Annotated in this window: 19 protein-coding genes; 11 read left to right on the top strand and 8 right to left on the bottom strand. The window is 67.1% G+C overall.

From position 1 onward, the window contains the following. Positions 1-62: 62 nt before the first annotated feature. On the top strand, positions 63-2,498 hold the full coding sequence (locus J2W22_RS08425) for a TonB-dependent receptor (protein WP_307117775.1): 2,436 nt from the start codon (positions 63-65) through the stop codon (positions 2,496-2,498). A gap of 30 nt (positions 2,499-2,528) precedes the next feature. Here J2W22_RS08425 and J2W22_RS08420 read toward each other — a convergent pair whose 3' ends face one another. From J2W22_RS08420 to J2W22_RS08385, 8 genes are all read right to left on the bottom strand, one after another. Next, positions 2,529-3,089: a 3'-5' exonuclease gene (locus tag J2W22_RS08420; RefSeq protein ID WP_307117774.1), complete on the bottom strand. Its 561-nt coding sequence runs from the start codon at positions 3,087-3,089 to the stop codon at positions 2,529-2,531. 62 nt (positions 3,090-3,151) lie between these two features. Continuing rightward, positions 3,152-4,336 (bottom strand): hybrid sensor histidine kinase/response regulator, encoded by a 1,185-nt coding sequence (locus tag J2W22_RS08415; protein ID WP_307117773.1) that lies wholly within the window; start codon positions 4,334-4,336, stop codon positions 3,152-3,154. After that, positions 4,333-4,908: a chemotaxis protein CheB gene (locus J2W22_RS08410; protein WP_307117772.1), complete on the bottom strand. Its 576-nt coding sequence runs from the start codon at positions 4,906-4,908 to the stop codon at positions 4,333-4,335. Before J2W22_RS08410 ends, J2W22_RS08415 begins: the two co-directional genes overlap by 4 nt. Beyond that, a complete protein-coding gene (locus tag J2W22_RS08405; RefSeq protein ID WP_307117771.1) occupies positions 4,905-5,756 on the bottom strand; it encodes a CheR family methyltransferase in 852 nt (283 codons plus the stop codon). Before J2W22_RS08405 ends, J2W22_RS08410 begins: the two co-directional genes overlap by 4 nt. Then, positions 5,741-9,130 (bottom strand): response regulator, encoded by a 3,390-nt coding sequence (locus J2W22_RS08400; protein ID WP_307117770.1) that lies wholly within the window; start codon positions 9,128-9,130, stop codon positions 5,741-5,743. The genes J2W22_RS08405 and J2W22_RS08400 overlap by 16 nt, the downstream gene beginning before the upstream one ends. 241 nt (positions 9,131-9,371) lie before the next feature. Further along, complete coding sequence (locus J2W22_RS08395) at positions 9,372-9,767, bottom strand: TIGR02588 family protein (protein ID WP_307117769.1); 396 nt, start codon at positions 9,765-9,767, stop codon at positions 9,372-9,374. A 9-nt stretch (positions 9,768-9,776) separates the two neighbouring features. Further along, positions 9,777-10,604 carry a TIGR02587 family membrane protein gene (locus J2W22_RS08390; RefSeq protein ID WP_307117768.1) on the bottom strand — a complete coding sequence of 276 codons (828 nt, stop codon included), beginning with the start codon at positions 10,602-10,604 and terminating at the stop codon, positions 9,777-9,779. A gap of 98 nt (positions 10,605-10,702) precedes the next feature. After that, positions 10,703-11,320 (bottom strand): isochorismatase family protein, encoded by a 618-nt coding sequence (locus tag J2W22_RS08385; RefSeq protein ID WP_307117767.1) that lies wholly within the window; start codon positions 11,318-11,320, stop codon positions 10,703-10,705. 141 nt (positions 11,321-11,461) lie between these two features. On the opposite strand from J2W22_RS08385, the gene J2W22_RS08380 reads away from it, so the two are divergent. The 10 genes from J2W22_RS08380 to J2W22_RS08335 all read left to right on the top strand — a co-directional run bounded on the left by J2W22_RS08380 (position 11,462) and on the right by J2W22_RS08335 (position 24,991). Next, a complete protein-coding gene (locus J2W22_RS08380) occupies positions 11,462-12,373 on the top strand; it encodes a LysR substrate-binding domain-containing protein (protein WP_307117766.1) in 912 nt (303 codons plus the stop codon). 86 nt (positions 12,374-12,459) lie between these two features. Continuing rightward, positions 12,460-13,881 (top strand): mechanosensitive ion channel family protein, encoded by a 1,422-nt coding sequence (locus J2W22_RS08375; protein ID WP_307117765.1) that lies wholly within the window; start codon positions 12,460-12,462, stop codon positions 13,879-13,881. A 160-nt stretch (positions 13,882-14,041) separates the two neighbouring features. Then, positions 14,042-14,920, top strand: a complete 879-nt coding sequence (locus J2W22_RS08370) for a pirin family protein (RefSeq protein ID WP_307117764.1) — start codon at positions 14,042-14,044, stop codon at positions 14,918-14,920. An 82-nt stretch (positions 14,921-15,002) separates the two neighbouring features. Next, complete coding sequence (locus J2W22_RS08365; protein WP_307117763.1) at positions 15,003-15,944, top strand: alpha/beta hydrolase; 942 nt, start codon at positions 15,003-15,005, stop codon at positions 15,942-15,944. Between the two features lie 24 nt (positions 15,945-15,968). Next, complete coding sequence (locus tag J2W22_RS08360; RefSeq protein WP_307117762.1) at positions 15,969-17,495, top strand: GMC family oxidoreductase; 1,527 nt, start codon at positions 15,969-15,971, stop codon at positions 17,493-17,495. Further along, complete coding sequence (gene tehA, locus J2W22_RS08355; protein WP_307117761.1) at positions 17,492-18,472, top strand: dicarboxylate transporter/tellurite-resistance protein TehA; 981 nt, start codon at positions 17,492-17,494, stop codon at positions 18,470-18,472. Before J2W22_RS08360 ends, tehA begins: the two co-directional genes overlap by 4 nt. A gap of 62 nt (positions 18,473-18,534) precedes the next feature. Beyond that, a complete protein-coding gene (locus J2W22_RS08350) occupies positions 18,535-19,662 on the top strand; it encodes an AraC family transcriptional regulator (protein ID WP_307117760.1) in 1,128 nt (375 codons plus the stop codon). A gap of 109 nt (positions 19,663-19,771) precedes the next feature. Continuing rightward, entirely contained in the window at positions 19,772-22,450 is a 2,679-nt protein-coding gene (locus J2W22_RS08345) for a TonB-dependent receptor plug domain-containing protein (protein ID WP_307117759.1), read from the top strand. A gap of 68 nt (positions 22,451-22,518) precedes the next feature. Beyond that, positions 22,519-24,126 carry an AMP-binding protein gene (locus J2W22_RS08340; RefSeq protein WP_307117758.1) on the top strand — a complete coding sequence of 536 codons (1,608 nt, stop codon included), beginning with the start codon at positions 22,519-22,521 and terminating at the stop codon, positions 24,124-24,126. Next, the gene (locus tag J2W22_RS08335) at positions 24,107-24,991 is read left to right on the top strand and encodes a 3-hydroxyacyl-CoA dehydrogenase family protein (protein ID WP_307117757.1); all 885 of its coding nucleotides are present in this window, start codon (positions 24,107-24,109) and stop codon (positions 24,989-24,991) included. The genes J2W22_RS08340 and J2W22_RS08335 overlap by 20 nt, the downstream gene beginning before the upstream one ends.

The following is a 24,991-nucleotide window of genomic DNA, read 5'->3' as shown; positions in this document are numbered from 1 at the left end:
TATCCGTGCGCCGTGCCGTGATTTCCGGGTTGCTCGCTTCGACGGCCCTGTCCCTCCCCGCCATGGCGCAAGCCCAGAGTACTCAGACAACCCCTTCCGAGCTTCCCCCAGATCAGGACGAGATCGTCGTCACCGCGCAGAAGCGCGACGAGAATATCCAGTCGGTCCCGATCAGCATCCAGGCGATCGGCACGCGCAAGCTCGATCAGCTCAACATCTCGAACTTCAACGAGTTCACCCAGCTGCTGCCCTCGGTGGCCTTCCAGACCTCGCAGCCCGGTGTCACCACCGTCTATATGCGCGGCGTGGCCTCGGGCGGCGACGGCAACCATTCGGGCTCGCTGCCCTCGGTCGGCAGCTATCTCGACGAGCAGCCGGTGACGACGATCGGCGGCACGCTCGACGTCCATATCTACGACATCGCCCGCATCGAGAGCCTCGCCGGGCCGCAGGGCACGCTCTACGGCGCGTCGAGCCAGGCGGGCACGATCCGCATCATCACCAACAAGCCCGACACCTCGGCGTTCGAGGGGCGGGTGGATATCGAGGGCAATACGGTCGCGCATGGCGGCCAGGGCGGCAAGATCGAGGGCATGATCAACGCGCCGCTGTCGAGCTTCGCGGCGCTTCGTGTCGTCGGCTTCTATCAGCGCGACGCCGGATATATCGACAATGTCGCCGGCACGCGCAGCTTCCTGCCGATCCCGGGCGGCATCACCGTCAACAACAACGCGTTCGTCAAGGACAACTATAACGACACCGATACCTGGGGCGGCCGCGCCGCGCTCAAGGTCGATCTCGACGATGTCTGGACGGTCACGCCGACCGTGCTCTACCAGGAGATGCGCGGGCATGGCAGCTATGCGTTCGACCCGCGGGTCGGCGACCTTCAGGTCCAGCATTTCTATCCCGAGAGCCGCCGCGACCGCTTCATTCAGGGCGCGCTGACGATCGAAGGCAAGATCGGCAACTGGGACCTGACCTATGCCGGTGCCTATCTCGACCGGAAGGCTTATTCGGCGACCGACTATACCGACTATTCGGAGGCCTATGACAATCTCTATGCCTCGGTCGGCGGGCTTGCCGGCTATTTCTACTATCAGGACAATGCCGGCAACACGATAGACCCGCGCCAATGGGTGATCGGTACCGATCATTTCAAGAAGACCAGCCAGGAACTGCGCGTGGCCTCGCCCTCGACCGATCGCTTCCGGATCGTCGCGGGCATGTTCTACCAGCGCCAGTCGAACCTGATCCACCAGGACTACAAGATCCCCGGCCTCGGCACCGCCGTGTCGGTCAACGGCTCGCCGGGCACGCTCTGGCTCACCCAGCAGCACCGCGTCGACAAGGATTACGCGATGTTCGGCGAGGCGAGCTTCGACATCTCGCCCAAGCTGACCTTCACCGCGGGCGCGCGCGTCTATATCTATGACAACTCGCTGATCGGCTTCTTCGGCTTCGGGCGGAACCCGGGCGTCGATGCCGGCGACGGGCGCCCCTATACCGCCTCGCCGTTCAACGCCGCCGGAAGCTCGCGCACCGGCGTTGCGAGCTGCTTCATGGCCGATGGCCGGACGCTGCGCGACGCCTATCTCGACGGAAGCCCCACCAACACGCTGCTGCCCGCGATGGTGGCGGGCGGGCCGTGCACCAATCTCGCCACCTATGCGAGCGGCAAGCTGATCCCCAAGAAGACGATCGACCAGGGCATAACCTATCGCTTCAACCTGACCTGGAAGCCGACCGACGACCTGCTGTTCTACGCCGTCGCTTCCAGTGGCTTCCGCCCGGGCGGCATCAACCGGCGCGGGGACGTCGCGCCCTATTCCACCGACACGCTGTACAATTACGAGCTCGGCTGGAAGACGACGCTGGCCGATGGCAAGCTGCGCTTCAACGGCGCGATCTATCAGCAGAACTGGAAAGCCTTCCAGTTCTCGTTCCTCGGGCCCAACAGCTTCACGATCATCCAGAACGGGCCCGATGCGCGCATCCGCGGCGCCGAGATGGATGCCAATCTCTCGCTTGGCGGGCTCAACCTCACCGTCGCCGGATCCTATACCGATGCCAAGACACGCGAGGATCTGTGCGCGACGCAGGTCTGCATCGGCGACGGCAGCGACGTGCTCGCGCCCAGCGGCACGCGCCTGCCGATCACCCCGCGCTTCAAGATCAGCAGCACCGCACGCTATTCGGTCCCGCTGGGATCGGGCCGCGGCTATGTGCAGGGGCTGATCGCGCACCAGAGCTCGGCGTCGTCGGACATCCGCGTCGCCAAGGCCGCCGCGCTTGGCCGGATCGAGGCCTATACGACCGGCAATCTCGCCTTCGGCTTCGAGCTGGCCCGCTACAGCCTTGAGCTGTTCGCCCAGAATATCTGGGACGAGCGCGGCCAGATCTCCCGCTTCCAGCAATGCGGCGCGTGCGACCAGCGCCCCTATATCGTCCCGATCACGCCGCGGACGATCGGCATAAGGGCGGGGGCGAAGTTCTAGGCGGCGAGCGCGGCGCCTTCCCTCGCGGGATCAGCCATGGCCGGAGCCCCCCGCGACGGCTGCCTCCGCGGCGGCACGGATTGCCAGCCAACGCTCCCGCTCGGCAACGGCATCGGCCAGGGCACGGTGCGCCGGCACTTGGCCGATACTGCGCCTGTCGGTTGCGGCGAGAAGGTCCTCGACCGCGGTCTCCAGCCCCTGCGGCTGCGCAATGGAGAGGATCCGGGCCGCGATCGCCCGATGGGCTTCGTCGCTGTCGCGCAGCCTCAGGCTGTGCCGGGGAAGCCCTGCGCCGCGCAGCAGGACCGACAGCCACTTCCCGTCCCAGGACGGCGCGCTGGCGAACAGGTCGTGGCCGCTGAGCACCTCGATCATGCGCCGGGCGACGATATCGTGCGCGATGCCGTCGCGCTCGAGTTCGGCGCGCGGGATGCGATGGATCGCCTCCGCTGCCGGATCCCAATCCGTCCATTCGGGCGCCGGCCGGATCAGATGGGCTTCGGAGCGGCCGTCCTCGAACACCCAGGCCACCTCGATCGGATAGCTGCGCTTGCCGAGCGAAGAGGCTTCGAAATCGAGAAAAGCGAGCATGGCGGCACCACCGGGGGCAGAGGATAGCGGCCGATCAGACTGCCGGGCGCATACCGGCCCGTCTAGGCGACCTCCTCGGTTTCCTCGCGCAAACCGGGCGATCCGGGCATTTCCCCGCCCGCGAGCGGAATGCGCACCGTGAAGCTGCTGCCGAGGCCGGCGCCGGCACTCGCGACTGCGATCGAGCCCTGATGCAGTTCCACCAGCTGGCGGACGAGGGCGAGGCCGATGCCCAGGCCGCCGGAGGCGCGGTCCTGCTGCCCCTCGACCTGGGCGAAGATCTGGAAGATGCGCGCCTGCATTTCCTGCGGAATGCCGACGCCATTGTCGCGCACCTCGATCTCGACTGCGTCCCCGGCCTTGCGGGCATATAGCTCGATCCTGCCGCCCGGCGGCGTGTAGCGCGCCGCGTTGTTGAGGAGATTGGCCACGATCTGGGCGACGCGCGTATGGTCCGCCACGAGCCAGACCGGATCCTCGGGCATGAAGGCGGTGAAGCTGTGCCCCGACGCATCGATATTGGCCTGGCTGGCCTCGACCGCCGAGTTCAGGATCGTCGCGAGCTCGATCCGCTCCTTCCTGAGGGAGATCTTGCCTTCCACGATGCGCGAGGTGTCGAGCAGGTCGTCGACCAGCCGCCGCAGATGCGCGAGCTGCCGCTCCATCCGCTCGCGGATATAGACGGCCTGGTCGGTATCCGCGCGCTTCTGGAGCAAATGCATGCCGGCATGCAGTGCCGCGACCGGGTTGCGCAGCTCATGCGCCAGGATCGCGATGAACACGTCCTTGCGGCGATCGGCCTCCTTGAGGGCCAGCGTCGCCGCTTCCAGCGCATCCCGCTGCGCCGCGACGATCTGGCGCTGGCGATGCAGGTCGAAAAATACTTCCGCCTTGCTGCGCAGGATGTCCGCCTCGATCGGCTTCTGGATGAAATCGACCGCCCCTGCCTCATAGCCGCGGAAGCGGCGCTGCGCGTCGGCGCTGCCTGCCGTGACGAAGATGATCGGGATATGCCGGGTCCGCTCGTTGCCGCGCATGAACTCGGCGAGTTCGAATCCGTCCATCCCCGGCATCTGCACGTCGAGCAGCGCAAGCGCGACTTCGTGCTGCAGCAGCAGTTCGAGCGCCTCCTCGCCCGAGCGCGCCTTGAGGATCTCCAGGCCATCCCGGCGGAGCAACCCTTCGAGCGAGAGGAGGTTCTCCCGCAGGTCGTCGACGAGAAGGCACTTCACGGGGGGCGGCGTCATGCTGCGATGTCTTTCATGAGATAGTCTGCGATCGCCTCGAGCGTGAGGATGCGGGCTTCGGGACAGGCCGCGGCGGCGGCCAGCGGCATGGTATCGGCCTGGGCGGTCTCGGGTTCCTCGATCATTGCCACGCCGCCGGCCTCGCAAATCGCCTTCAGCCCCCTGGCGCCATCGGCGCTGGCACCGGTCAGGATGACGGCGGAGACGGCGTCTCCAAAGCTGTCCGCCGCGCTTTCGAACAGCACGTCGATCGAAGGACGCGAGTAGAGCACCGGTTCGTCTGTCGAAAGCGAGAGGGTGGCGTCACTCTCCACCAGCAGGTGATAGTCGGGCGGGGCGAAATAGATGACACCCGGCAAAGCCTGTTCCTTGTCCTCTGCTTCCCGGACCGTCATCCGGCACCTGGTCTCGAACAATGGCGCGAGGATGTTGCTGCGGTCGGTCGGGACATGCACCACGATGATGATCGGCACGGGGAAGTCCGCCGGCAGTTCGGGAAGGATCACCGAAAGCGCCTGGATCGCGCCCGCGGACGCGCCGATCACCACGATGCGGGGCGGTGCGCCGCTCATCCTTCGCGCCTCTGGTAGATCTTCTCGTCCCGCACGAAATTGGCGAACCCGTCCGCATGGGCCGAGAAGCGGAGATTCTCCTTCGAGCCGAGGCCAAGGAAGCCGCCGCGCACCAGGGAATCGCGGAACAGGCCGATCGCGCGATTCTGCAGCTCGCGATTGAAATAGATCAGCACGTTGCGGCACGAAATCAGCTGCATCTCGGCGAACACGGCGTCGGTCACCAGACTGTGGTCGGAGAACACCACCCGGTCGCGCAGGCTCTTATCGAACACTGCGCCGCCATAGCCGGTGGTGTAATAGTCGGAGAGGGACGACTTGCCGCCGGACAGGCGGTGATTCTCGGTGAAGCCCTTGATCCGGTCGAGCGCATAGATGCCGCGCGATGCGGTCTCCAGCGCTTCCTGGCTGATGTCGGTCGCGTAGAAGATCGTGCGCTCTTCCAGCCCTTCCTCGCGGAACAGGATGACGAGGGAGTAAAGCTCCTCGCCCCCGCTGCACCCCGCGATCCAGATCCTGAGCGAGGGATAGGTCCGCAGGACCGGCACGACCTTCTCGCGGATCGCCCTGAAATAGGAGGGGTCGCGAAACATTTCGCTGACCTGGACGGTCAGATAGCCGAGCAACTGCGGCAGCATCGCCTTGTCGTGCAGCAACGCTTCCTGCAGCGCCGAGAAGGTCGGCATGCCGAGCCGCTGCCGGGCCTGCTTCAGGCGCCGCCGGATCGAAGCCTGGGCATAATTCCGGAAGTCGTAGTGATAGCGCAGGTTCAGCGCCTCCAGCAGCAACCGGATCTCGATGTCCTCGATGACGTCTGACAAGCCGGCGTCCCTCAGCGCGGCATCCATACGCGGACGAGCGACAGCAATTTGTCCACGTCCAGCGGCTTGGCCATATAGTCGCTCGCGCCGGCCTCGATGCAGCGCTGCTGGTCGTCGGGCATCGCCTTGGCGGTGAGCGCAATAATTGGCAGCTTCTTCCAGCGCGCCTTCTTGCGGATCGCGCGCGTAGCGGTCAGTCCATCCATTACCGGCATCATCACATCCATCAGAACCAGATCGATGGCAGAACCCCCATCGGCGCCCGTTTTCTCCAGGGCCTCGATCGCTTCCTTGCCGTTACGCGCGATTTCTATCGTCACGCCGTGCGGCTCGAGGATATTGGTGAGCGAATAGACGTTACGGACATCGTCCTCGACGATGAGGATGCGCCGGCCTTCCAGGATCGCGTCGCGGTTGCGCGCGGTCTGGATCATCTGCTGATGCTCGGGCGGCATGTCGGTCACCACCTGGTGGAGGAACAGCGACACTTCGTCGAGCAACCGCTCCGGCGAACGCGCGCCCTTGATGATGATCGAATCCGAATAACGCCGCAGCCGCTGCTCGTCGTCGGGCGAGAGATCATGGCCGGTATAGACGATCACCGGCGGAAAGCTGTGCCCCTGATCCTCCTGCAGCGTTTCCAGCAGCGCGAAGCCCGAAGCATCGGGCAGGCTGAGGTCGAGCACCATGCAGTCGAAGGTTTCGCTCTTCAGCCGGTCCAGGCTCTCGGCGACGGTGCCGACGCCGACGGTCTCGACTTCGCCAGAGGCGAGCAGCTTGGCGACGGCGTCGCGCTGGACCGGATCGTCCTCGACGATCAGCACCCGCCGGCTGCTGGTGGAAAGCTTGGTGGCCAGCGTCTGGAGCACGGCCGCCAGGTCCTCGCGCTGCACCGGCTTCACCAGATAGCCGATCGCGCCGAGCGACAGCGCCGTCTGACTGTGATCGGCGGCGGAGACGATATGCACCGGGATGTGCCGGGTCTCGACGTCGCTCTTCAGCCGGTCGAGCACGGCCAGGCCAGACTGGTCCGGCAGGCCGACATCGAGTACGATGGCGCTGGGCTTGTGTTCGCGGGCGAGCGTCAGCGCTTCCTCCGCGGTGCCGGCAACCAGGCACTGGAAGCCCATCTCATGCGCAAGGTCGCGCACGATCGAGGCGAAGATGCTGTCGTCCTCGACGACAAGCAGGATGCGCTCGGCGGTTCTCAGGCTGTCGCGGTCATCCAGGACCCGGCGAACCACCCGGGGCTTGGGGCGCGCCTCTGCTGCTGCGGACGCAGGCTTGGCCTGGGCCGGCGGCATCACGGGCTCCTCGCGCTCCGCGACCAGTTCGGGATCATAGGCAAGCGGTATGGTCAGGGCGAAGTGGCTGCCCTCGCCCGGAGTACTGCTCAGCGCGATCGTGCCGCCGAGCAGGCGCGCCAGCTCGCGCGAGATCGACAGGCCCAGGCCGGTGCCGCCATATTTGCGGCTGATCGTGCCGTCCGCCTGGCGGAAGGCCTCGAATATCTCGCGCTGCTGCTCCTCGGCGATGCCGATGCCGGTATCGGTGACGCCGAGCGTGATCCGCCCCCTGGCTGCCGGCGCGATCTCCAGCGTCACGCTGCCCTTCTCGGTGAACTTGAAGGCATTGGACAGCAGGTTCTTGAGGATCTGCTCCAGCCGCTGGCGATCGGTGTCGATCGTCGCAGGGCTGTCATCAGGGACCTTGATGTCGAACGCCAGGCCGCGTTCGTCGGCGATCGGCTGAAAGACCTGGAGCATGTCGCGCGTGAGCCGGTCCAGCGAAACGCTTTCCGGCCGGATCTGCACATGCCCTGCCTCGATCTTGGAGAGGTCGAGAATGTCGTTGATCAGCTGGAGCAGGTCGTTGCCCGAGGACTGGATCGTGGTCGCGTACTTGACCTGCTCCTCGGTCAAATTGCCCTTCGGATTGTCGCCGAGCAGCTTGGAGAGGATCAGCAGCGAATTGAGCGGCGTGCGCAGCTCGTGCGACATGTTGGCGAGGAAATCGGACTTGTAGCGGCTCGTCTGCTCCAACTCGCGGGCCTTGAGCTCGACCGCGGCATTGGAGCGGGCAAGGTCGTCGCGCTGCGTCTCGAGCTGCTGGGCCTGTTCCTCGAGCTGGGCATTGGTCTGCTCCATCTCGACCTGCTGCTGCTCGAGCCGGACCTGCTGTTCCTTGAGGGCATTGCCCTGCTCCTCCAGCTCCTCGTTCGAGACGCGCAGCTCCTCGGTCTGCACCTGCAGCTCGTCGGACTGGCGCTGGGTCTCTTCGAGAAGGTTCTGGAGCGCGGTGCGCATCTGGGCGGAGCGAAGCGCCACACCGATCGCGCCGGCGGCCTGCTCGAGGAAGGTCCGCGCATCCGGGCTCACCGGTTGCAGGAAGCCCAGTTCCAGCACGCCCTGCACCACGTCATCGGCGATGGCCGGAGAGATGATCAGGTGGCGCGGCTTGTCCCGGCCCAGCGCCGAGCCGATGGTCAGATAGCCTTCGGGGATGTCCGACAGCAGCACCGCCGCGCGATCGGCTGCGACCTGCCCGAGCAGGCCTTCCCTGGGCGCGAACCGATCGGTGATGTTTGCGTCATCCGGAACCCCCAGCGTCGCGATCCGGCGGTACAGCGCACCGTCGCTGGCGAAGATCGCCCCGCCCTGCGCCCCCAGGAACCGGGAGAGGAAACCGAGGATATGCTCGCCGAGCGCATCGGCGCCCGGATCGCCGAGCATGACTGCGGCAAGCCGTGCCTGGCCGGATTCCAGCCATTGCTGGCGCTCGCGCGCCTTGGTCGCCCGCCGAAGCACTTCGCCGATGACCAGGGTCAGCGCGATCCCGACCAGGGTGGCCAGCAATCCGGTGAGGCGGGCGGCCTGATATGCATCCGCCATCTCGTCCAGCCGCTGCTGACGGAGCCGGGCCTCCTCCTGCTGCATGAGGTCGAGCTGGGCGCGGATCGCATCCATCTCGGCCTTGCCGCGATCGTCGTTGACGATGTTGAGTGCGGCGGCTGCCCCGGCGCTGCGACGCAGGTCGATCGTCTGCTTCAGCTCGGCCAGCTTGGCGCTGACATGGCGACGCAGCGTTTCGATTCGGGCCTGCTGGCTGGCATTGTCGCGCGTCAGCCCCGCGATGGCATCGAGCTTGCCACCGATTCGTGCCGCGGCTTCATTATAGGGGGCGAGATACTGATCGCGGCCGGTCAGCAGATAGCCGCGCTGGCCTGTCTCGGCATCCTGTATGGTCGAAAGGACGTCATCCAGCCCCGCAATCACGTCATGCGAATGTCGAATTCTCGCGTCGTCGTCCCGAAGGATCGTGACGTTTTGATATGCGATGGTGCCGCTGACGAGAAAGAATAGAATCGCCAAGCCGAGGCCGATCACGGCCCCGATATTCATGCCCGATCGCGGCGCGGACAAGAACTCGCGGTCGGAAGCTTGCGTCATCGATGCCGTCTTTCTGAAATTTCGCGACAGGTTATCAGCAATTAACCAGCTGAATCAAAGCCTGTCATATGTTTTTGCAAGGCAGGATTGGGACATGGTCCTGATACGCGGCACCGAGGGTCGGTGTAGTCCACCGGTGTTTCCGGCAGATTTGGCGGCATTCTTCGATTAGCCCCTTCAAATCGCCCCTCCCTCACGGCTCCTGATACCCAAGCGCACGCAGCGTGAGCGTACCCGAGCGCGGGTCCTGCGTGAAGAAGAGTCCGCCCCCTGTCCGGGCTTCGCCTGCAACATAGTCGAGCGTCGCCTTCGCCGTCTCGGGCGGTTTGCCGCGCACCGACAGCGTCCCTTCGATCTCGACCGCGGCGGCAGTGGTGCTGCCGAGATTGACCGCCTCGAACGCGACGACGAACCCCTGTCCGGAGGCGGTAGCCCCGCGCTGCTCTACCTTGATTGCAGGCGGTGTGCCGCCTCCGCGCAACAGGTCGGCCCCGATCACTGCGAAGACAAGCAGGAGCAAGGCCAGGCCCAATGCCGCCGATGCCCATTCGAGCGCCGAGGTCTGCGCATGTGGTTCGCGTCTGGCCATGGCCCTGCCTCAGATCACCAGCCGCGCGATCGCGGCGCCGATCGCGGCGGGGAAACCAAGCACGATGGCGATGCGCGCGAGCGTGAAGCTGCCCTGGCCGTCGAGGCTGCCGAAGGTCCACAGCACATAGAGGCTGACGAGCAGCGCGATGGCATAGCCGGGGATCGTGAAGATCAGGAACAGGCGCCAGCTGCCATAACCCTCCGGCGCGGCTTCCTGCCCTGCCAGTCCTACGGTGAACACCAGCGCATGGAGTAGGCCGAGCGAGACCAGGACCAGCGCCAGAGCATGTCCGGCGTTCATCTTGTGGCCGATCAGGATCATCTCCTCGGTCGGCGCGACGTTGAAGGCGAAGAACAGCGCGCCGGCAAGCATCAGGAACAGCTGCCCGGCATAGCCAGCCGATCGCTGGGCGAGGCTTTCGTCGCTATCGACCTCGCCCGACCCCAGCTGCTTGCGCGCGATCATCGCCCCGAAGCTGGCAGGCACGCACTGGATCGCGACCTGCCCGACCAGCGCAGCAAAGGACAGCCCGGGCCGGAACAGCCCGAACAGCGCAAGGATCGCGAAGGATGCCAACATCCCCACTGCCTGGGCCGCCAGGGCGTCGAGCACGTCCTCGGTCAGCGTCGCGGTCCGCTCGAACCCGCCGAAGCGCGACAGCACGACCAGCACCGCGAAGTTGAAGAATAGGAAGAGCAGCAGCCGCGCCGGCGCGATGTGCAGCCCGATCGCCCACATCTCCATCGTCATCAGGAGCGGCAGCCCGAAAAGGATCGCCCCGGCAAAGGCACGGGCCAGCCCGACCGCATAGTCCCGGTTCAGTTTCGCGGCCATCGAGGTCATCGCCACCACAATGCCGATGCCCCGCCTTCGTTCCCGGAAGTCCGGGGCATGCGCTCCCTGCGCATGCCCCGGACTTCCGGTTTATGCGATTATCGAGCGTAGTGGCCCACGATCTGCCCGACGAGCTTGGCCCAGGGCATGTCGAGCGCGTCATAGACCGCACCCGATTCCGGGGCTGCATTGTCGCCCAGTATCTCGACCATGAAGGTCGCATAGTCGGAGAGCACCACCCCGGCCTGCTGCAGGCGGAGCAAGTTCACGTCATGCTTGGTGCGGCTGAAGGTGCCCGAGGCATCGACCGCGACATAGGCGTCATAGCCCTTGGCCACCGCGGTCATCGCCGGGAAGCCGGCGCACACTTCGAGCGAGATGCCGGCGAAGATCAGCTTCCTGCGGCCGGTCGCCTCGATCGCTGCCGCAACGCGGGGATCGTCATAGGCGTTGACCGTCGAGCGGTCGATGATCTCCAGCCCGTCCAGCGCCTCGACCAGTTCGGGGAAGGTCGGCCCCCACAGCGTGTCGCGCGCCGTGCTGGTGGCGACGATCGGCAGGCCCAGCGCCTTGGCCGCGCGGGCCAGCGCCACGACATTGTGCTTGAGTTCGCCGGTCTCGTAATCGCGCACGCCGGTCATCAGGTTCACCTGGTGATCGACCAGGATCAGGGCGGCATTGTCGCGGGTCAGCGGCTCGTAGGTGCGCAGGGTCATAACATCCTCCAAATCGAAATATCGGTCGCTCCGGCCACGAGCATTTCGTGACGGCCCAAGAGCTAGAGGCTGGACGAGAGGACCAGAAGACGCCAAAACTGCAACCCAGCGTCCAATCATATGGACGATGGAGACTGCGCGATGCTCGATCTGAACGACTTCTATTATTTCGTGCAGGTCGTCGATCGCGGCGGGTTCACCGCCGCCGGCCGGACGCTGCGCGTGCCCAAGTCGACGCTCAGCCACCGCATCCAGCAGCTCGAGCGCGACCTCGGCGTCCGCCTGCTCAACCGCACCTCGCGCCGCTTCGGGATGACCGATGCGGGCGGCGACTTCTACCACCACGCCGTCGCGATGCTGCGCGAGGCGGAACAGGCGGAGATGACCATCCGCGGCCGCCTGACCGAACCGACCGGCACGGTCCGCTGCACGGCGGGATCGGCGACGATGCAGTTCGCCCTGTCGGACATCATCGCCGACTTCCTGGTCCAATATCCCAAGGTGAACGTGGTCGCCCATGCCGCGGATCGCACCGTCGACATCGTCGGCGAGAATTTCGACCTCGCCGTGCGCGCCCATTCCGATCCGCTGCCCGATTCCAACCTTGTCCAGCGCACGCTCGCGCCCGCGCCCTGGTATCTGTTCGCCGGCGCCGACTATCTGAAGGCGCGCGGCGCGCCCAGGACGCCGCAGGACCTGCAGGAGCATCCGTCGCTGTTCATGATGCGGACCGGCGTCCAGCCGCTCTGGCGCCTGCGCCATGCCCGCCAGCAGCGCGACGAGATCGTCATGCCACTCACCCCGCGCCTGCTCGGCGACGACATGGTCGGCCTGCAGCGCGCCGCGATCAAGGGCCTCGGCGTGGTCGCGCTGCCCGGCTATATCTGCCGTGACGCAGTCCGCTCCGGCGCGCTGGAGCGCGTGCTGCCCGACTGGATCGCCGGCGATTCGACGCTCACCGCGCTGATCCCCTATCGGCAAGGCCTGCTCCCCTCGGTCCGCGCCTTCCTCGATCACCTGACCGCCGAATTCCCCAAGACCGTGCTGATGTAGCCGGGTCCATCGTCCAGCAGGTTGGACGCAAACTCCAGTTTTCAGGGACTTCCCAGCCCCTGCGCCCCGCACCAGCTTTGCGCGTCATGTACGGCGCATTTCCCCTGGTCGCACTCCTGGCGCTGACGATCGTCACGCTTCTCGCAATCCGGCGGCGCGGGCTGCTCATCCAGCTTGCCGCCGAGATCCTGCTTCTTGCCGTATTGACCGCATGCCTCGCCTGGCACGGCACCGGGCCGCTGCCGGGCGTCGGCCTCCCCGCAGGACTGGCGGGAATCTGGCTGCGTGCGCTCGCGGTGATCTGGTGGCTGATCGCCGCGCGGCTGGTGGTGAACCTCACCATCCTCGCCCGTGGCCGCGATCCGCGGGCCCGCGACGCAAGGCTGTTCTCCGAACTGATCGCCGCGATCATCTATCTCGCGGCCGGGCTGGTCGTGCTCAACTCGGTGCTGAACCTGCCCGTCGCCGGGCTGCTCGCCACCTCCGGAGTGATCGCGATCGTCCTCGGCCTGGCGCTGCAGAACACGCTGGCCGACGTCTTCTCGGGCATCGCGGTGGGGCTGGAAAAGCCGTTCCATGCCGGAGACCGCGTGTCGCTGGGCGAGAACGAAGGCGTGATCGTCGGGATCAACTGGCGCTCGATCCGCATCCAGACGGACAGCGAGGATCAGGTCACGATCCCCAACAGCATCGTCGCCAGGGGCCAGATCATCAATCGCAGCGTCCCAACCCGACGGCGCGCGACCACCGTGGAAATCACCCTGCCCGCCGACATCCCGTCGGAACGGGTGCTGGAGCTGATGCGCCAGGCCACCTTGCTCTGCCCCGATGTCCTGGCCGAGCCGGCGCCCCTGTTCACCCTGCGCCGCTCCGGGCTGACCTCCGCCACCTATGTCACGACCTTCTTCATCGCCGACAGCCCGGCGCTGCTGCGGGCGCGGAGCAACGTGCTGCGCCAGATCCGCCGGCTGCTCTACCATGCCGGCATCCTGCCCGCGCAGGCGCTTTCCCCCGCCGCGCTGCTCGGCGCAGTGGTGCTTTTCGAAGCACTGTCGCCCGCCGAGACGGACACGCTCGCCGCCCAGCTCGTCCCGCACTGCGTCGATCCCGGTACCGTGCTGTTCGAGGAAGGCAGCACCAGCGACTCGATCTACATCGTCGAGGCCGGTGTGCTCGAACTCGCGCGCAGCGCCGGCACCGCCGACCGCCAGCTGCTCGGCCATGTCGGGCCCGGCGAATATATCGGCGAGCTCGGCCTGATCCTCGGCGCCCCGCGCGGCGTGACGATGACCGCGCTTACCCGAGCCCGCCTGTTCGAGCTGCCGGGCGAGAGCCTGGCCGGGCTGCTCCGGTCGAACCCGGGCCTGAACGCCACGATGGCGCAATCCGTCCAGCGCGGCCTCGACCTGCTCGACCGCGATGCGGCCGCCCGCGCCGCCCAGCCGGACGCGCACGGCCCTGCCCTGCTCGCCCGCATCAAGGCCTTCTTCTCCGCCCACACCCACTGAGCGGCTTGCCCTCGGCTGCTCCCGTCCGGGCATGCCGGCGCTTCTGCGCGTCCAACGCTCATCGTTCAACCTACTGGACGCTAGGTTGCAAAATGATCGACTTCTCGGCCAATACCGCCGCTCCATAATGGCCGTGATCAAGAGATTTGGAGTGATCGCGATGGGCAATATGGAAAAGATCGAAAAGGCCGGACGAACCGTCCCGAGGCTCGGCGCGGTGGTCGCCGGGGTTCCGCACGATATCGGCAACGGCTTCTCGGCGAAGCATTTCTCCGAGGAGATGTTCGGCGGCGCGATGGATCCGTTGCTGATGGTCGATCACTTCGTGATGACCGCGCCCACCTTCGCACCGCATCTTCATGCCGGCATCTCGGCGGTGACCGCGATGTTCGAGGATTCGCAGGGCGAGTTCCTCAACCGCGACACGCTGGGCCATACGATCGCGCTCAAGGCAGGCGATCTCTACTGGCTGGCCGCGGCGAGCGGCGCGGCGCATGAGGAGAAGCCGGCCGAGGGCGCACGGGTCCACGCGCTGCAGATCTTCGTCAACCTGCCCGAGCGGCTGAAGAAATGCCCGGCGCGCGCCCTGCAGGTCGAAGCTGGCGAGGTGCCGGTGATCGAGGGCGACGGGCATCGCGTCCGGGTCGTGCTCGGCCAGAGCAGCGGCGCCACCGGCGCCACCGGCACGCCCGAGGAAATGACTATGCTCGACGGGTTCCTCAGCGCCGGCGGCAGCTTCGTCCATGCCCTGCCCGAGGGCCGCCAGGCCTGGCTCTATGCCGTATCCGGCAGCGTCAGCATCCATTGCCAGGGTGAGGACAGCCTGCTCGACGCGGGCACCGCCACCACTGTCGAGGCCGGCGCGGCCACCGACATCGCGCTCGCCGCCGACGACCGCGCGCATTTCGTGCTGATGGCCGGCAAGCCGATCCACGAGAGCTTCGTCAAGCACGGCCCGCTGGTCATGACCACCGCGGACGACGTGCGCCGGACGCTCGCCAATTACGCCGAAGGGAAGTTCGGCCGCATCCCGGCCTGACCCGCCCCATCCATTCCGACTGCAGATCACGCGCGGTGCCCGACGCAGCGCGGCGGTGAACCACAATCCTGGGAGACGAGCAATGAACGACACGACCAGCATCGACGGACTGGTGAAAACCACGATCCGCTGGCTTTCGGACGAGGAACGGCAGCGCGAGGCGGCGCTGCGTGCGCATTTCGCCGATTTCTGGGCGAGCGCCACCGGCGCCCCCCGTGAAATCTATGACCGGTTCATCGCCGCCAGCCCGCTCGTCGAGAGCGTGACGCTGGAAGAAGTCGCCACCGATACCGTGCATGGCTGGTGGGTGCGGCCGCGCACGGCTGTTCCCGGCCAGGCGATCCTGTTTATCCATGGCGGCGGCTATGTGCAGGGCTCCGCCAGGGCCTATCGCGGCTTTGTCAGCCAGATCGTCAGCCGCACCGGCGTCCCGGCGCTGGTGATCGATTATCCACTCGCGCCGGAAGCCACCCTGCCGGCGGCGCCGAACGCCGCGCTCGCGGCCTGGAGCTATCTGGCCGAGAACCGCTTCTCGCGGATCGCGATCGTCGGGGACTCGGCGGGCGGCGGGCTGTCGCTGGTCACCATGGCGCAGCTGGCGAAGCAGGCGACCTTCCCGCACCCGGTCGCCGGCGTGGTCTTCTCGCCCTGGACCGATCTAGCCTTCACCGGCCAGTCGATGACCGATCCGGGCATCATCGATCCGCTGATCGGCCATGACTATCTGCAGGATTGCGCCAGCAAATATGTCGGCGATTTCTCCCCCGCGGATCCGCTCGCCTCGCCGCTGCACGGCGATCTCGCCGGCCTGCCGCCGCTGCTGATCCAGGTCGGCACCGACGAGCGCCTGCTCGACGATTCCTGCCAGTTCGCCGGACGCGGCGCCAAAGCCGGCACCCCGGTCGAGCTCGAGGTGTGGGAGGGCATGCACCATGTCTTCCAGCTCGACGTCGCGCATCTCGAGAGCAGCCGCGTCGCGCTCGATCGCGCCGCCAGCTTCCTCGCCCGCGCCTTCAACGCCTGATCCCCCTCGGAAAGGAGATACGCCATGATCGCCCAGTCCAGTTCCGAAACTGCCTATGACGTCGTCATCGTCGGCGGCGGCTCGGCCGGTGCCGTGCTCGCCCGTCGGCTCAGCGAGGATGCCAGCCGGCGCGTGCTGCTGCTCGAAGCAGGCGCGGCCTATGCGCCGTCCGCCTATCCCGACGTGATCGCCAATGCCAACCGGGTCGGCGGCGATGCCGCGCATGACTGGGGCTATCACACCCAGGACCGTGCCGGGCTCGGCCATGACGTGAATGCGATCCGCGGCAAGGTGCTGGGCGGCAGCTCCGGCGTGAATGCCGCGGTGGCGATGCGCGCGCGTCCGTCAGACTTCGCCCGCTGGAGCGCGATGGGCGTCGAGGGCTGGAGCTGGGACGAGGTGTTCCCGATCTTCAAGGCGATGGAGAACACGCCGACCGGCGACGATGCCTGGCACGGCCGCGCCGGCCCCTTCCCGATCCGCCAGCGCACGATGGAGGAGATCACGCCGTCGATGCGCGCCTTTGTCCGCGCATCGGAAGCAGTGGGCCTCAAGCGGGTCGCCGATTTCAACGGCGCCGAGCAGGACGGCGTCTCGCCCTATCCGCTCAACGTCGTCGCGGAGAAGCGGATCAACACCGGCATCGCCTATCTCACCAATGAAGTGCGGGCGCGGCCGAACCTGACGATCCGCGGCGATGCCGAGATCGACATGGTGCTGTTCGACGGGCGGCGCGCCAGCGGCGTGCGGCTGGTGAGCGGCGAGGCGATTCTGGCCGGCCAGGTGATCCTTTCCGCCGGCGCCTATGGCAGCCCGGCGATCCTGATGCGCTCGGGCATCGGCCCGGCGGTGTATCTGCGCGCGCTCGATATCCCGGTGCTGCAGAACGCACCCGTCGGCGAGCGGCTGAAGGAGCATCCCTTCTACTACAATGTCTACGCGCTCACCCCTGAGGCGAGGGCGATGACGCCGGTGGCCGGCGCGATCATTTGGACCGGATCTAGCGAGGCCGGGCCGGACGAGTTGGATCTCCACATCTCGGGCACGCACATCTTCGATCCGGCGCTGAGCCCGACCGGCGGCGCGATCGTGCTGGCCTGCGCGGTGACCCTGCCCAAGTCGAACGGATCGCTCCGGCTCGCCAGCCGCGACCCGCGCGCCATGCCGCAGATCCGCTTCAACTTCTTCGAGGATCCGAGCGACCTGCGCCGCATGAAGGAAGCGGTGCGCCTGTCGCGCCGGATCGGGCGGACCGCGCCCTTCAGCGACATGATCGCCCTGGAGATGGCGCCGGGCGCGGATGTGATGGATGATGCGGCGCTGGAACGCGCAATCATCGCCCAGGTCGACGGCTATTCGCATCCCACCTCGACCGTGCCGATGGGCAGTGCGCGCGACCCCGGCGCAGTGGTCGACTTCGCCGGCGCGGTGCGCGGGGTCGAGGGCTTGCACGTCGTCGATGCCTCGATCATGCCGGACATCATCTCCGCACCGACCAACGTGACGACGATCATGATGGCCGAGGCGATCAGCCGAAAGCTCGTGTCGTGACCACCAGGATCCCGCTCGTCCCCGCCTCGTTCTTCGGTATCGTGCTCGGCCTGGCGGGCCTCGCCAACGACTGGCGCGCCGCGCACCTCGCCTGGGGCCTTCCCGCTGCGGTGGGCGAGGCGATCTTCGCGCTCGCGGCGCTGGCCTGGCTCGTGATCGTCGCGCTCTATGCGCTGAAATGGCTCGTCGCGCCGCAGGTCGCCCGGGACGAGTTCGGCCATGCTGTCCAGTGTTGCTTCGTCGGTCTTGCCGGTGTCGCGACGCTGCTGATTGCGCAGGGCGCGCAGGCCTTCTCGCGGCCTGCGGCGGTGGTGCTGTTCGTCCTGGGAGTCGCGTTCACCTTCGGGTTCGGCATCTGGCGGACCGGGCATCTCTGGCGCGGCGACCGCGATCCGGCAACGACGACGCCGGTGCTCTATCTTCCGCTGGTCGCGGGCGGGTTCGTCACCGCCACCGTCGCGGCAACGCTCGGCTATCCGCAATGGGGGCAGCTGGCCTTCGGTTGCGCCTTCTTCGCCTGGCTCGCGATCGAGTCGGTGTTGCTGCATCGTCTCTACACCGCAGCGCCGATGACTCCCGCGCTGCGGCCGACCTTGGGCATCCAGCTCGCGCCGCCGGCGGTGGGGGCGACCGCCTATCTCGCGGTGACCGGCGGGCAATCGGACATGCTGGCGCACATGCTGGTCGGCTATGCGCTGGTCCAGGCGCTGATCCTGTTGCGGATGGCGCGCTGGATCGCCCAGCAGCCATTCGGCGCGTCCTACTGGGCCTTCACCTTCGGCGCGACGGCCCTCGCCGGTGCCGCGATCCGTCTGTCGATGGTGCCAGGAGAGACCGCGATGGCGGCGCTGGCGCCGTTCCTGTTCGGCGCCGCCAACCTGCTCGTCATCGGCATCGCAGCCGGCACACTATGGCTGTTCTGCGCCGGCAGATTGCTTCCGAAACCAGGCCCGGCCGCGCAATCGGCAACGAGATAGCGCGATGCGGCTGCTTCGTTATTGCGCTGGCGCACGGCGAACGATCGTGGAAATCTGGCTGCGTGACCAAGCGTTCCGACATCCTGCCTCCCGCTGCGCACTCTGAACCCGCGCCGGAGAAGCTTGCCGGATTGGACGGCATAGCGGTCAAGCGCCTGTTGCAGGGCGCGGTGCTGAAGGGGCATGATCCCGAAGCATTGCTGCGCAAGGCTGGCATCGATCCGTCCACCTACGGCAATGTCGATACGTCGATCGACGGCCGGGCACTGTCGCGGCTGATCCAGCAAATCCAGCTGGCGCTGGATGACGCCTTTATCGGTTTCATGGCCGAGCGTTGCCGGCTCGCGCTCGATCTGGAGCGCATGCTCGCCTATCTGCACTGCGAGACCTTCGGCGAGTCGATCCGCGTCAGCATCCGCTTCACCCAGGCGCTGTCGGAGGACATCGGCCCACAGCTTATCGAGGATCGCGCGGGGGCGAAGCATGTCTGTGTCTACCATACCATCGAGGAGGTGGACCGCGACATCTTCGTCTGGTTCCGCTTCATCTGGATCTTCCAGTTCTTCAGCTGGCTGATCGGACGCCCGCTCCGCCTGCGCGGTGTCCAGATACAGGGGCCGCGGCCCGTGCAGCCGAACGGGTTCGATCGCTTTGCCGTGTTCGGGTGCCCGGTGCGCTATGACGCGCCGTTCGACGCGCTGTTCTACGATCGTAGCGACCTGAGCACGCGGCTGCGGCACGGGACGCTAGCCGATGTCGAGGAATATAACGCCAGCAACCCGGACTGGTTCGCCACCCCCACCGGCCGCACCACCTGGCGGTCGAAGACTGAGCATGCGCTGGTCGATTTCCAGCGATCGCAGAACTGGTCGGCGCCGATCGAGGCCGTCGCCGAGCGGCTGTGCAGCCGCCCGCGCCGGCTACGGCGCGACCTCGCGCGCGAAGGCGAGAGCTTCCAGCAGATCCGCACCCGCCTGCGCGGCGAGCTCGCCGCGGCCTATCTGCTCGTCACCGACCTGCCGATCACCGAGGTCGGCTACCGCGTCGGCTTCAGCGAACCCGGCAGCTTCTCGCGCAACTTCGCCGAATGGGCCGGGCTGACCCCGACCCAATATCGCGACCGATACAAGCCCGACGGCGCGCGCCAGGCCGCCGCATCGATGCTGCTGAGCGAGCGGACCGGCGCCTGACCCGACCAGGCCTGGTCACTTGGGTTAAATCTGGCCGTCAAACCTGCCATCGCCAATCCATGCATCAGCGATGACGATGCCCCCAACAAAAAGAAGTGGGGAGGATTGCATGATCGGGAATCGGATTCTCAATGGCCGGGCCGCCTTGTCCGGCGCCTCGGCGCTGGCGATGGCGCTCTGCGCCGCATCGCCCGCCCGGGCACAGGAAAGCACCCCGGCGCCTGCGCCGGACGCGCAGGAAGCGACGGCGCCAGACAAGAACGAGATCGTCGTCACCGGATCGAGCATCCGCGGCGTGCCGCCGACCGGCTCCAACCTGATCAGCGTGACGCGCGACGACATCAAGACGATCGGCGCGAACACGACCGCGGACCTGCTGGCGACCGTCCCGCAGCTCAACAGCTTCAACACCACTCCCCGGGCGACGGGCGGCGGAGCCGGCTCGTTCGCGCCCGGCCTGCGCAGCCTGCCGGCGACCGCGACGCTGCCGCTGATGAACGGGCATCGCCTGGTGGCCTCCAGCACCAAGGAGACCAACCCGGACTTCCCGTTCATCCCCGATCTCGCGATCGAGCGGGTCGAGATCGTCGCCGACGGCGCCTCGGCGATCTACGGCTCGGATGCCGTGGCCGGCGTGATCAACTTCATCACCCGCAAGCGCGCCTCCGGGCTGGAGACCTCGGTGCGCTACGGCATGGCCGACGATTTCCACAACTTCACCGCCAGCGGCCTGTTCGGCCACGACTGGGGCAGCGGCTCGTTCGTCGCGGCCTATCAATATGCCGAGAACAGCAACATCACCGGCGCCGACCGCGATTTCCGCGTGGTCGACTTCCGCCCCTATGGCGGCGTCGACTCGCGCAGCACTGTCTGCCCGGCGGCGAACGTTGCGGTGAACACCACGGCCTATGCGATCTACTATGCCGCGCCCGGCCTGGCGCCCAACACGCGCAACCTGTGCGACAACGGCGCGGTTACCGACATCGTGCCCGAAACGCGGCTGCACAGCGGCTATATCACTGCCCATCAGGATCTGAGCGACCGCATCACGCTGTGGGGCGAGGTCCTGTATTCCGACCGCAAGGACACGGTCCAGGCACCGCCGCCGCCCGGCGCGGGCGCCTCGGGCGGCGTGATCCTCTACAATATCCCCGGCTTCTCGCAGAACCCGTTCTTCAAGGCACCGCCGGGCAGCGGCGCCACCATCGAGTTCGTCCAGTTCCGCACCGACAATCTCTACGGCGCCGACCATATCGACAACAAATTCCGCGTGCGGGCGGGCAACTCCTCCGCCGGGATCGACGCGAAGCTGGCGGGCGACTTCAAGCTGAGCGTCTACGGCACCTATGACTGGGCGCGGAACGACAGCTACCTTCCGGCGATCAACCCCGCCGCGCTCGACGCGGCGGCATCCGCCTCCACCCTCGCCACCGCGCTCGATCCGTTCGGCAACGGCACGGCGCCGGCGGTCGTCGCCAAGATCCTCGATTATGCCGGTGACCTGACGATCCGCCAGCGGACCTATCTCGGCGCGGCCAAGATCGACGGGACGCTGGCCACCCTGCCCGGCGGGCAGCTGAAGATCGCCGCGGGCACCGAATATCGGCACGAGGCGTTCCGGCAGCGCGGCATCTATGGCGGCGCCCAGGTGCCCGAGACGCTCGATCGCAACATCAAGTCGGTCTATGGCGAGATCTTCGTGCCGATCTTCGGCGCCGGCAACGAGGCGCCGCTGATGCGCAGCCTCGCCCTGTCGCTGTCCGCCCGCTACGACGATTACAGCGACTTTGGATCGACGACCAATCCCAAGGTCGGCGTCAACTGGGAGCCGGTACGCGGGCTGACGCTGCGGGGCACCTATGGCACCTCCTTCCGCGCACCGGGCCTGCGCGACGTCGCGGCCACCGTCGGCGCCTATTATTTCAACGCGGCGGCGATCGCCGGCAGCACGCTGCGCGATCCGTCACGCGGCGCTGCGCAGGTCGATACGGTCGCCCTGTACGGCGGCAATCGCGGCCTGCAGCCGGAAAAGGCCCGGACCTGGTCGGTGGGAGCGGACTTCCGGCCGACCTTCCTGCCCGACCTGCGGGCAAGCCTGACCTTCTACGACATCCATTATACCGACGTGATCGGAACGCCGGGCGGCAGCATCGCCTTCACCGATCCGACCTTCGCCGCGGTCGTCTACCGCAATCCCAGCGCCGCACAGCTCTCGAGCCTCCTGTCGATCGCGGTGCCGGTGAACTTCGCGCCGGGCGCCCTGCCGGCGATCGGCAACCTGCTGGACTTCCGCCAGGGCAATTTCGGGGTGCGCGACACCAACGGGCTGGACTTCGACATCGGCTATCGCAAGGCTACCAAATTCGGTGCGGTGTTCGCAGGCCTTGCCGGCAACTACATCCTCAAGTTCGACACCCAGCTCTCGCCCACCTCGGCCAGCTCCAACCAGCTCGACCTCGGCATTCCCAAGGCGACGATGCGGGGCACGCTGGGCGCGCAGGTCGGTCCGTTGAGCGCCGTCGGCTTCGTCAACTACCGCCACGGCATCACCAGCCTCTATGCGACGCCGACCGGCACGGCCCAGTACAGCGCCGGGTCCTACACCACGGTGGACCTGCACTTCTCGGTGAAGCTGCCGGATATCGGCTTCGCCAAGGGCACGGAGCTGTCGCTGCAGGTGAACGACCTGCTCGACCAGCGGCCGCCCTTCTTCCCGGCCACCGACGGGATCGGCGGCAGCTACAATCTCGGCCGCAACGTGTCGGTCGGGCTGCGGAAGAGCTTCTGACCGGGGGAGGAGCGCCGGCCCGCGCCGGCGCTCCGTCCGCCCTGCCCCCAAGCAAGCACCTGGAACCTATGCAACAATTCGCACTGACCCTCGACAAGTTCATCGATCATGCGGCGAAGTGGCACGGCGCCGCCACGGTCACCACGGCATCGCGCGGCGCGATCTTGCGGCGCACCGGCTATGCCGAGCTCCGCGAACGCAGCAACCGCCTGTCAGGCGCGTTGCTCGCCCTGGGCCTGCGGACCGGGGACCGCGTGGGCACGCTGGCATGGAACACCCAGCATCATCTCGAGCTCTATTATGCGACGATGAATGCCGGGCTGGTCTGCCACACGCTCAACCCGCGGCTTACCCCGGCGCATCTCTCGGCGATGATCAACGACGCCGAGGACCGCGTGCTGGCGATCGCCGCCAGCCTCGCGCCGGTGCTGCCGGAGCTGCTGCCCTTGTGCCCCACGGTCGAGCGGGTGATCGTGCTCGACGAAGCGGTGGATCCGGGGATCGCCGGCCTCTGCACCGTTCCGGTCGAAGGGATCGACGCGCTGGTCGAGGCACACGGCGAGCCGGTGCAATGGGGGCAATTCGACGAAGCCAGCACCGCCGGCCTGTGCTTCACCTCGGGCACCACCGGCCGGCCCAAGGGCGTCGTGTTCACGCATCGCTCCAACTATCTCCACACGATGATGTCGATCCAGCCGGACGCCTATTGCTTGTCCGCCCGAGATCGTATCCTCGTCGCCATCCCGATGTTCCACGCCAATGCCTGGGGGCTGCCCTTCTCCGCGCCGGCGGTTGGCGCCAGCCTGGTGCTTCCGGGGCGCGATCTCGACGGGGCGAGCCTGGCCGCGCTGATCCGCGGCGAGAAGGTGACGATCGCCGGCGGCGTGCAGACGGTGTGGATCGGCCTGCTCGATCATCTCGACGCCACGGGCGAGGACGTGCCCAGCCTGGAACGCGTCATCATCGGCGGCTCGAAATGCCCCGATGCGCTGATCCGGCGCATGGAGGAGCGCCTGGGCGTGCGCGTCCAGACGACCTGGGGCATGACCGAGATGTCGCCGCTCGGCACGGCGGATTCGATCCAGTTACCGCCGGCGGCCGAACGGTCTTCGGGACGTCCCCAGATCGGCGTCGATCTCGAGCTCACCCAGGCCGATGGCACGCCGATGGCGGAGCAGCGCGGCACCGTCGGCCATCTGAAGGTCAAGGGGCACTCGGTGATCGAGCGCTATTTCAACGCCGAGGCGAGCGCGCTCGATGCCCGGGGCTATTTCGACACGGGCGACCTGGCGATGATCGACGAAGCCGGCAACCTCACCATCTGCGGACGGTCCAAGGACCTGATCAAGTCCGGCGGGGAATGGATCAACCCGGCGGAGATGGAAGCGATCGTCGGCCGCGACCCGCGCGTCGGGCAGGTGGCGGTGATCGGCAAGCCGCACCCCAAATGGGGCGAGCGTCCGGTGCTGGTGGTGGAGCTGCGCCCGGGCGAGAGCGGCGATCCCCCGACATGGATCGATGCGCTGCGGGGAAAGGTCGCCGACTGGTGGCTGCCGGACGAGGTCGTCCAGCTCCCGCGGATGCCGCTGGCTGCGACCGGCAAGATCGACAAGATGAAGCTGCGTGCGGATTATGAGGATGGGGAGCTGGACCGCTATGTCGCCACCCGTTCGTGAGATGCGCGTCGGCGTGGTAGGGGCCGGCCTGATGGGGGCGGAGATCGCCTTCGTGTTCGCGCTGGCCGGCATGGACGTGCTGCTCCACGATCGCGATCCCGCCGCGCTGGAGGCTGCACGGGCGCGGCTGCGCCTGCTCCTCGAGCGCGGGCTGGCGCGCGGCCTCTACACCGAGGAGCGGCACGCAACCGCGATCGAGCGCATCCGGCCGGCAGCGGACCTTGCCGCATTCGCTGACCGCGACCTGGCGACCGAGGCGGTCTTCGAAGCGCTCGACGTCAAGCGCGAGGTGCTGGCGGCGCTCGGCGAAGTGTGCCCCGAGACCTGCGTGATCGCATCGAACACCTCGACCATCCCGATCTCGACGCTGGGCGCGGCACTCCCGGCAGACCGCCGGCGGAACTTCCTCGGGACGCATTATTTCTCGCCCGTCTCGCGCATGCGCCTGGTCGAGATCGTCCCCGGCTTCGACACCGACCCCGAGATCGTCGGCTGGACCGCCGCGATGCTCGAAAGCGCAGGCAAGCAACCGATCGTGGTGAAGGACGTCGCCGGCTTCGCGGTCAACCGGATGCTGCACGCGATGCTGATCGAGGCCGTGAAGCTGGTCGAGGAAGGCGTCGCGACGCCGGAGGATCTCGATACTGCGTGCCGGCTGGGGCTTGGCCACCCGATCGGACCGTTCGCGCTGATGGACAATGTGACGTCGAGCCTTTGCCTGCAGGTGCAGGCGCTGCTGCAGGATAGCTATGGCGAGCGCTTCCGTCCGCCTGCCCTGCTGAAACAGCGCGTCGCCGCGGGCTATGCGGGCGGGCGTAGCAAGCCGGGCTGGCTGCGCGCGCCTGAAAGGATATCGGAGAGATGA

This window comes from Sphingomonas kyeonggiensis, assembly GCF_030812785.1.
GTDB classification, from domain to species: Bacteria; Pseudomonadota; Alphaproteobacteria; order Sphingomonadales; family Sphingomonadaceae; genus Sphingomonas; species Sphingomonas kyeonggiensis_B.
This window is presented reverse-complemented; position numbering and strand designations above follow the sequence as displayed.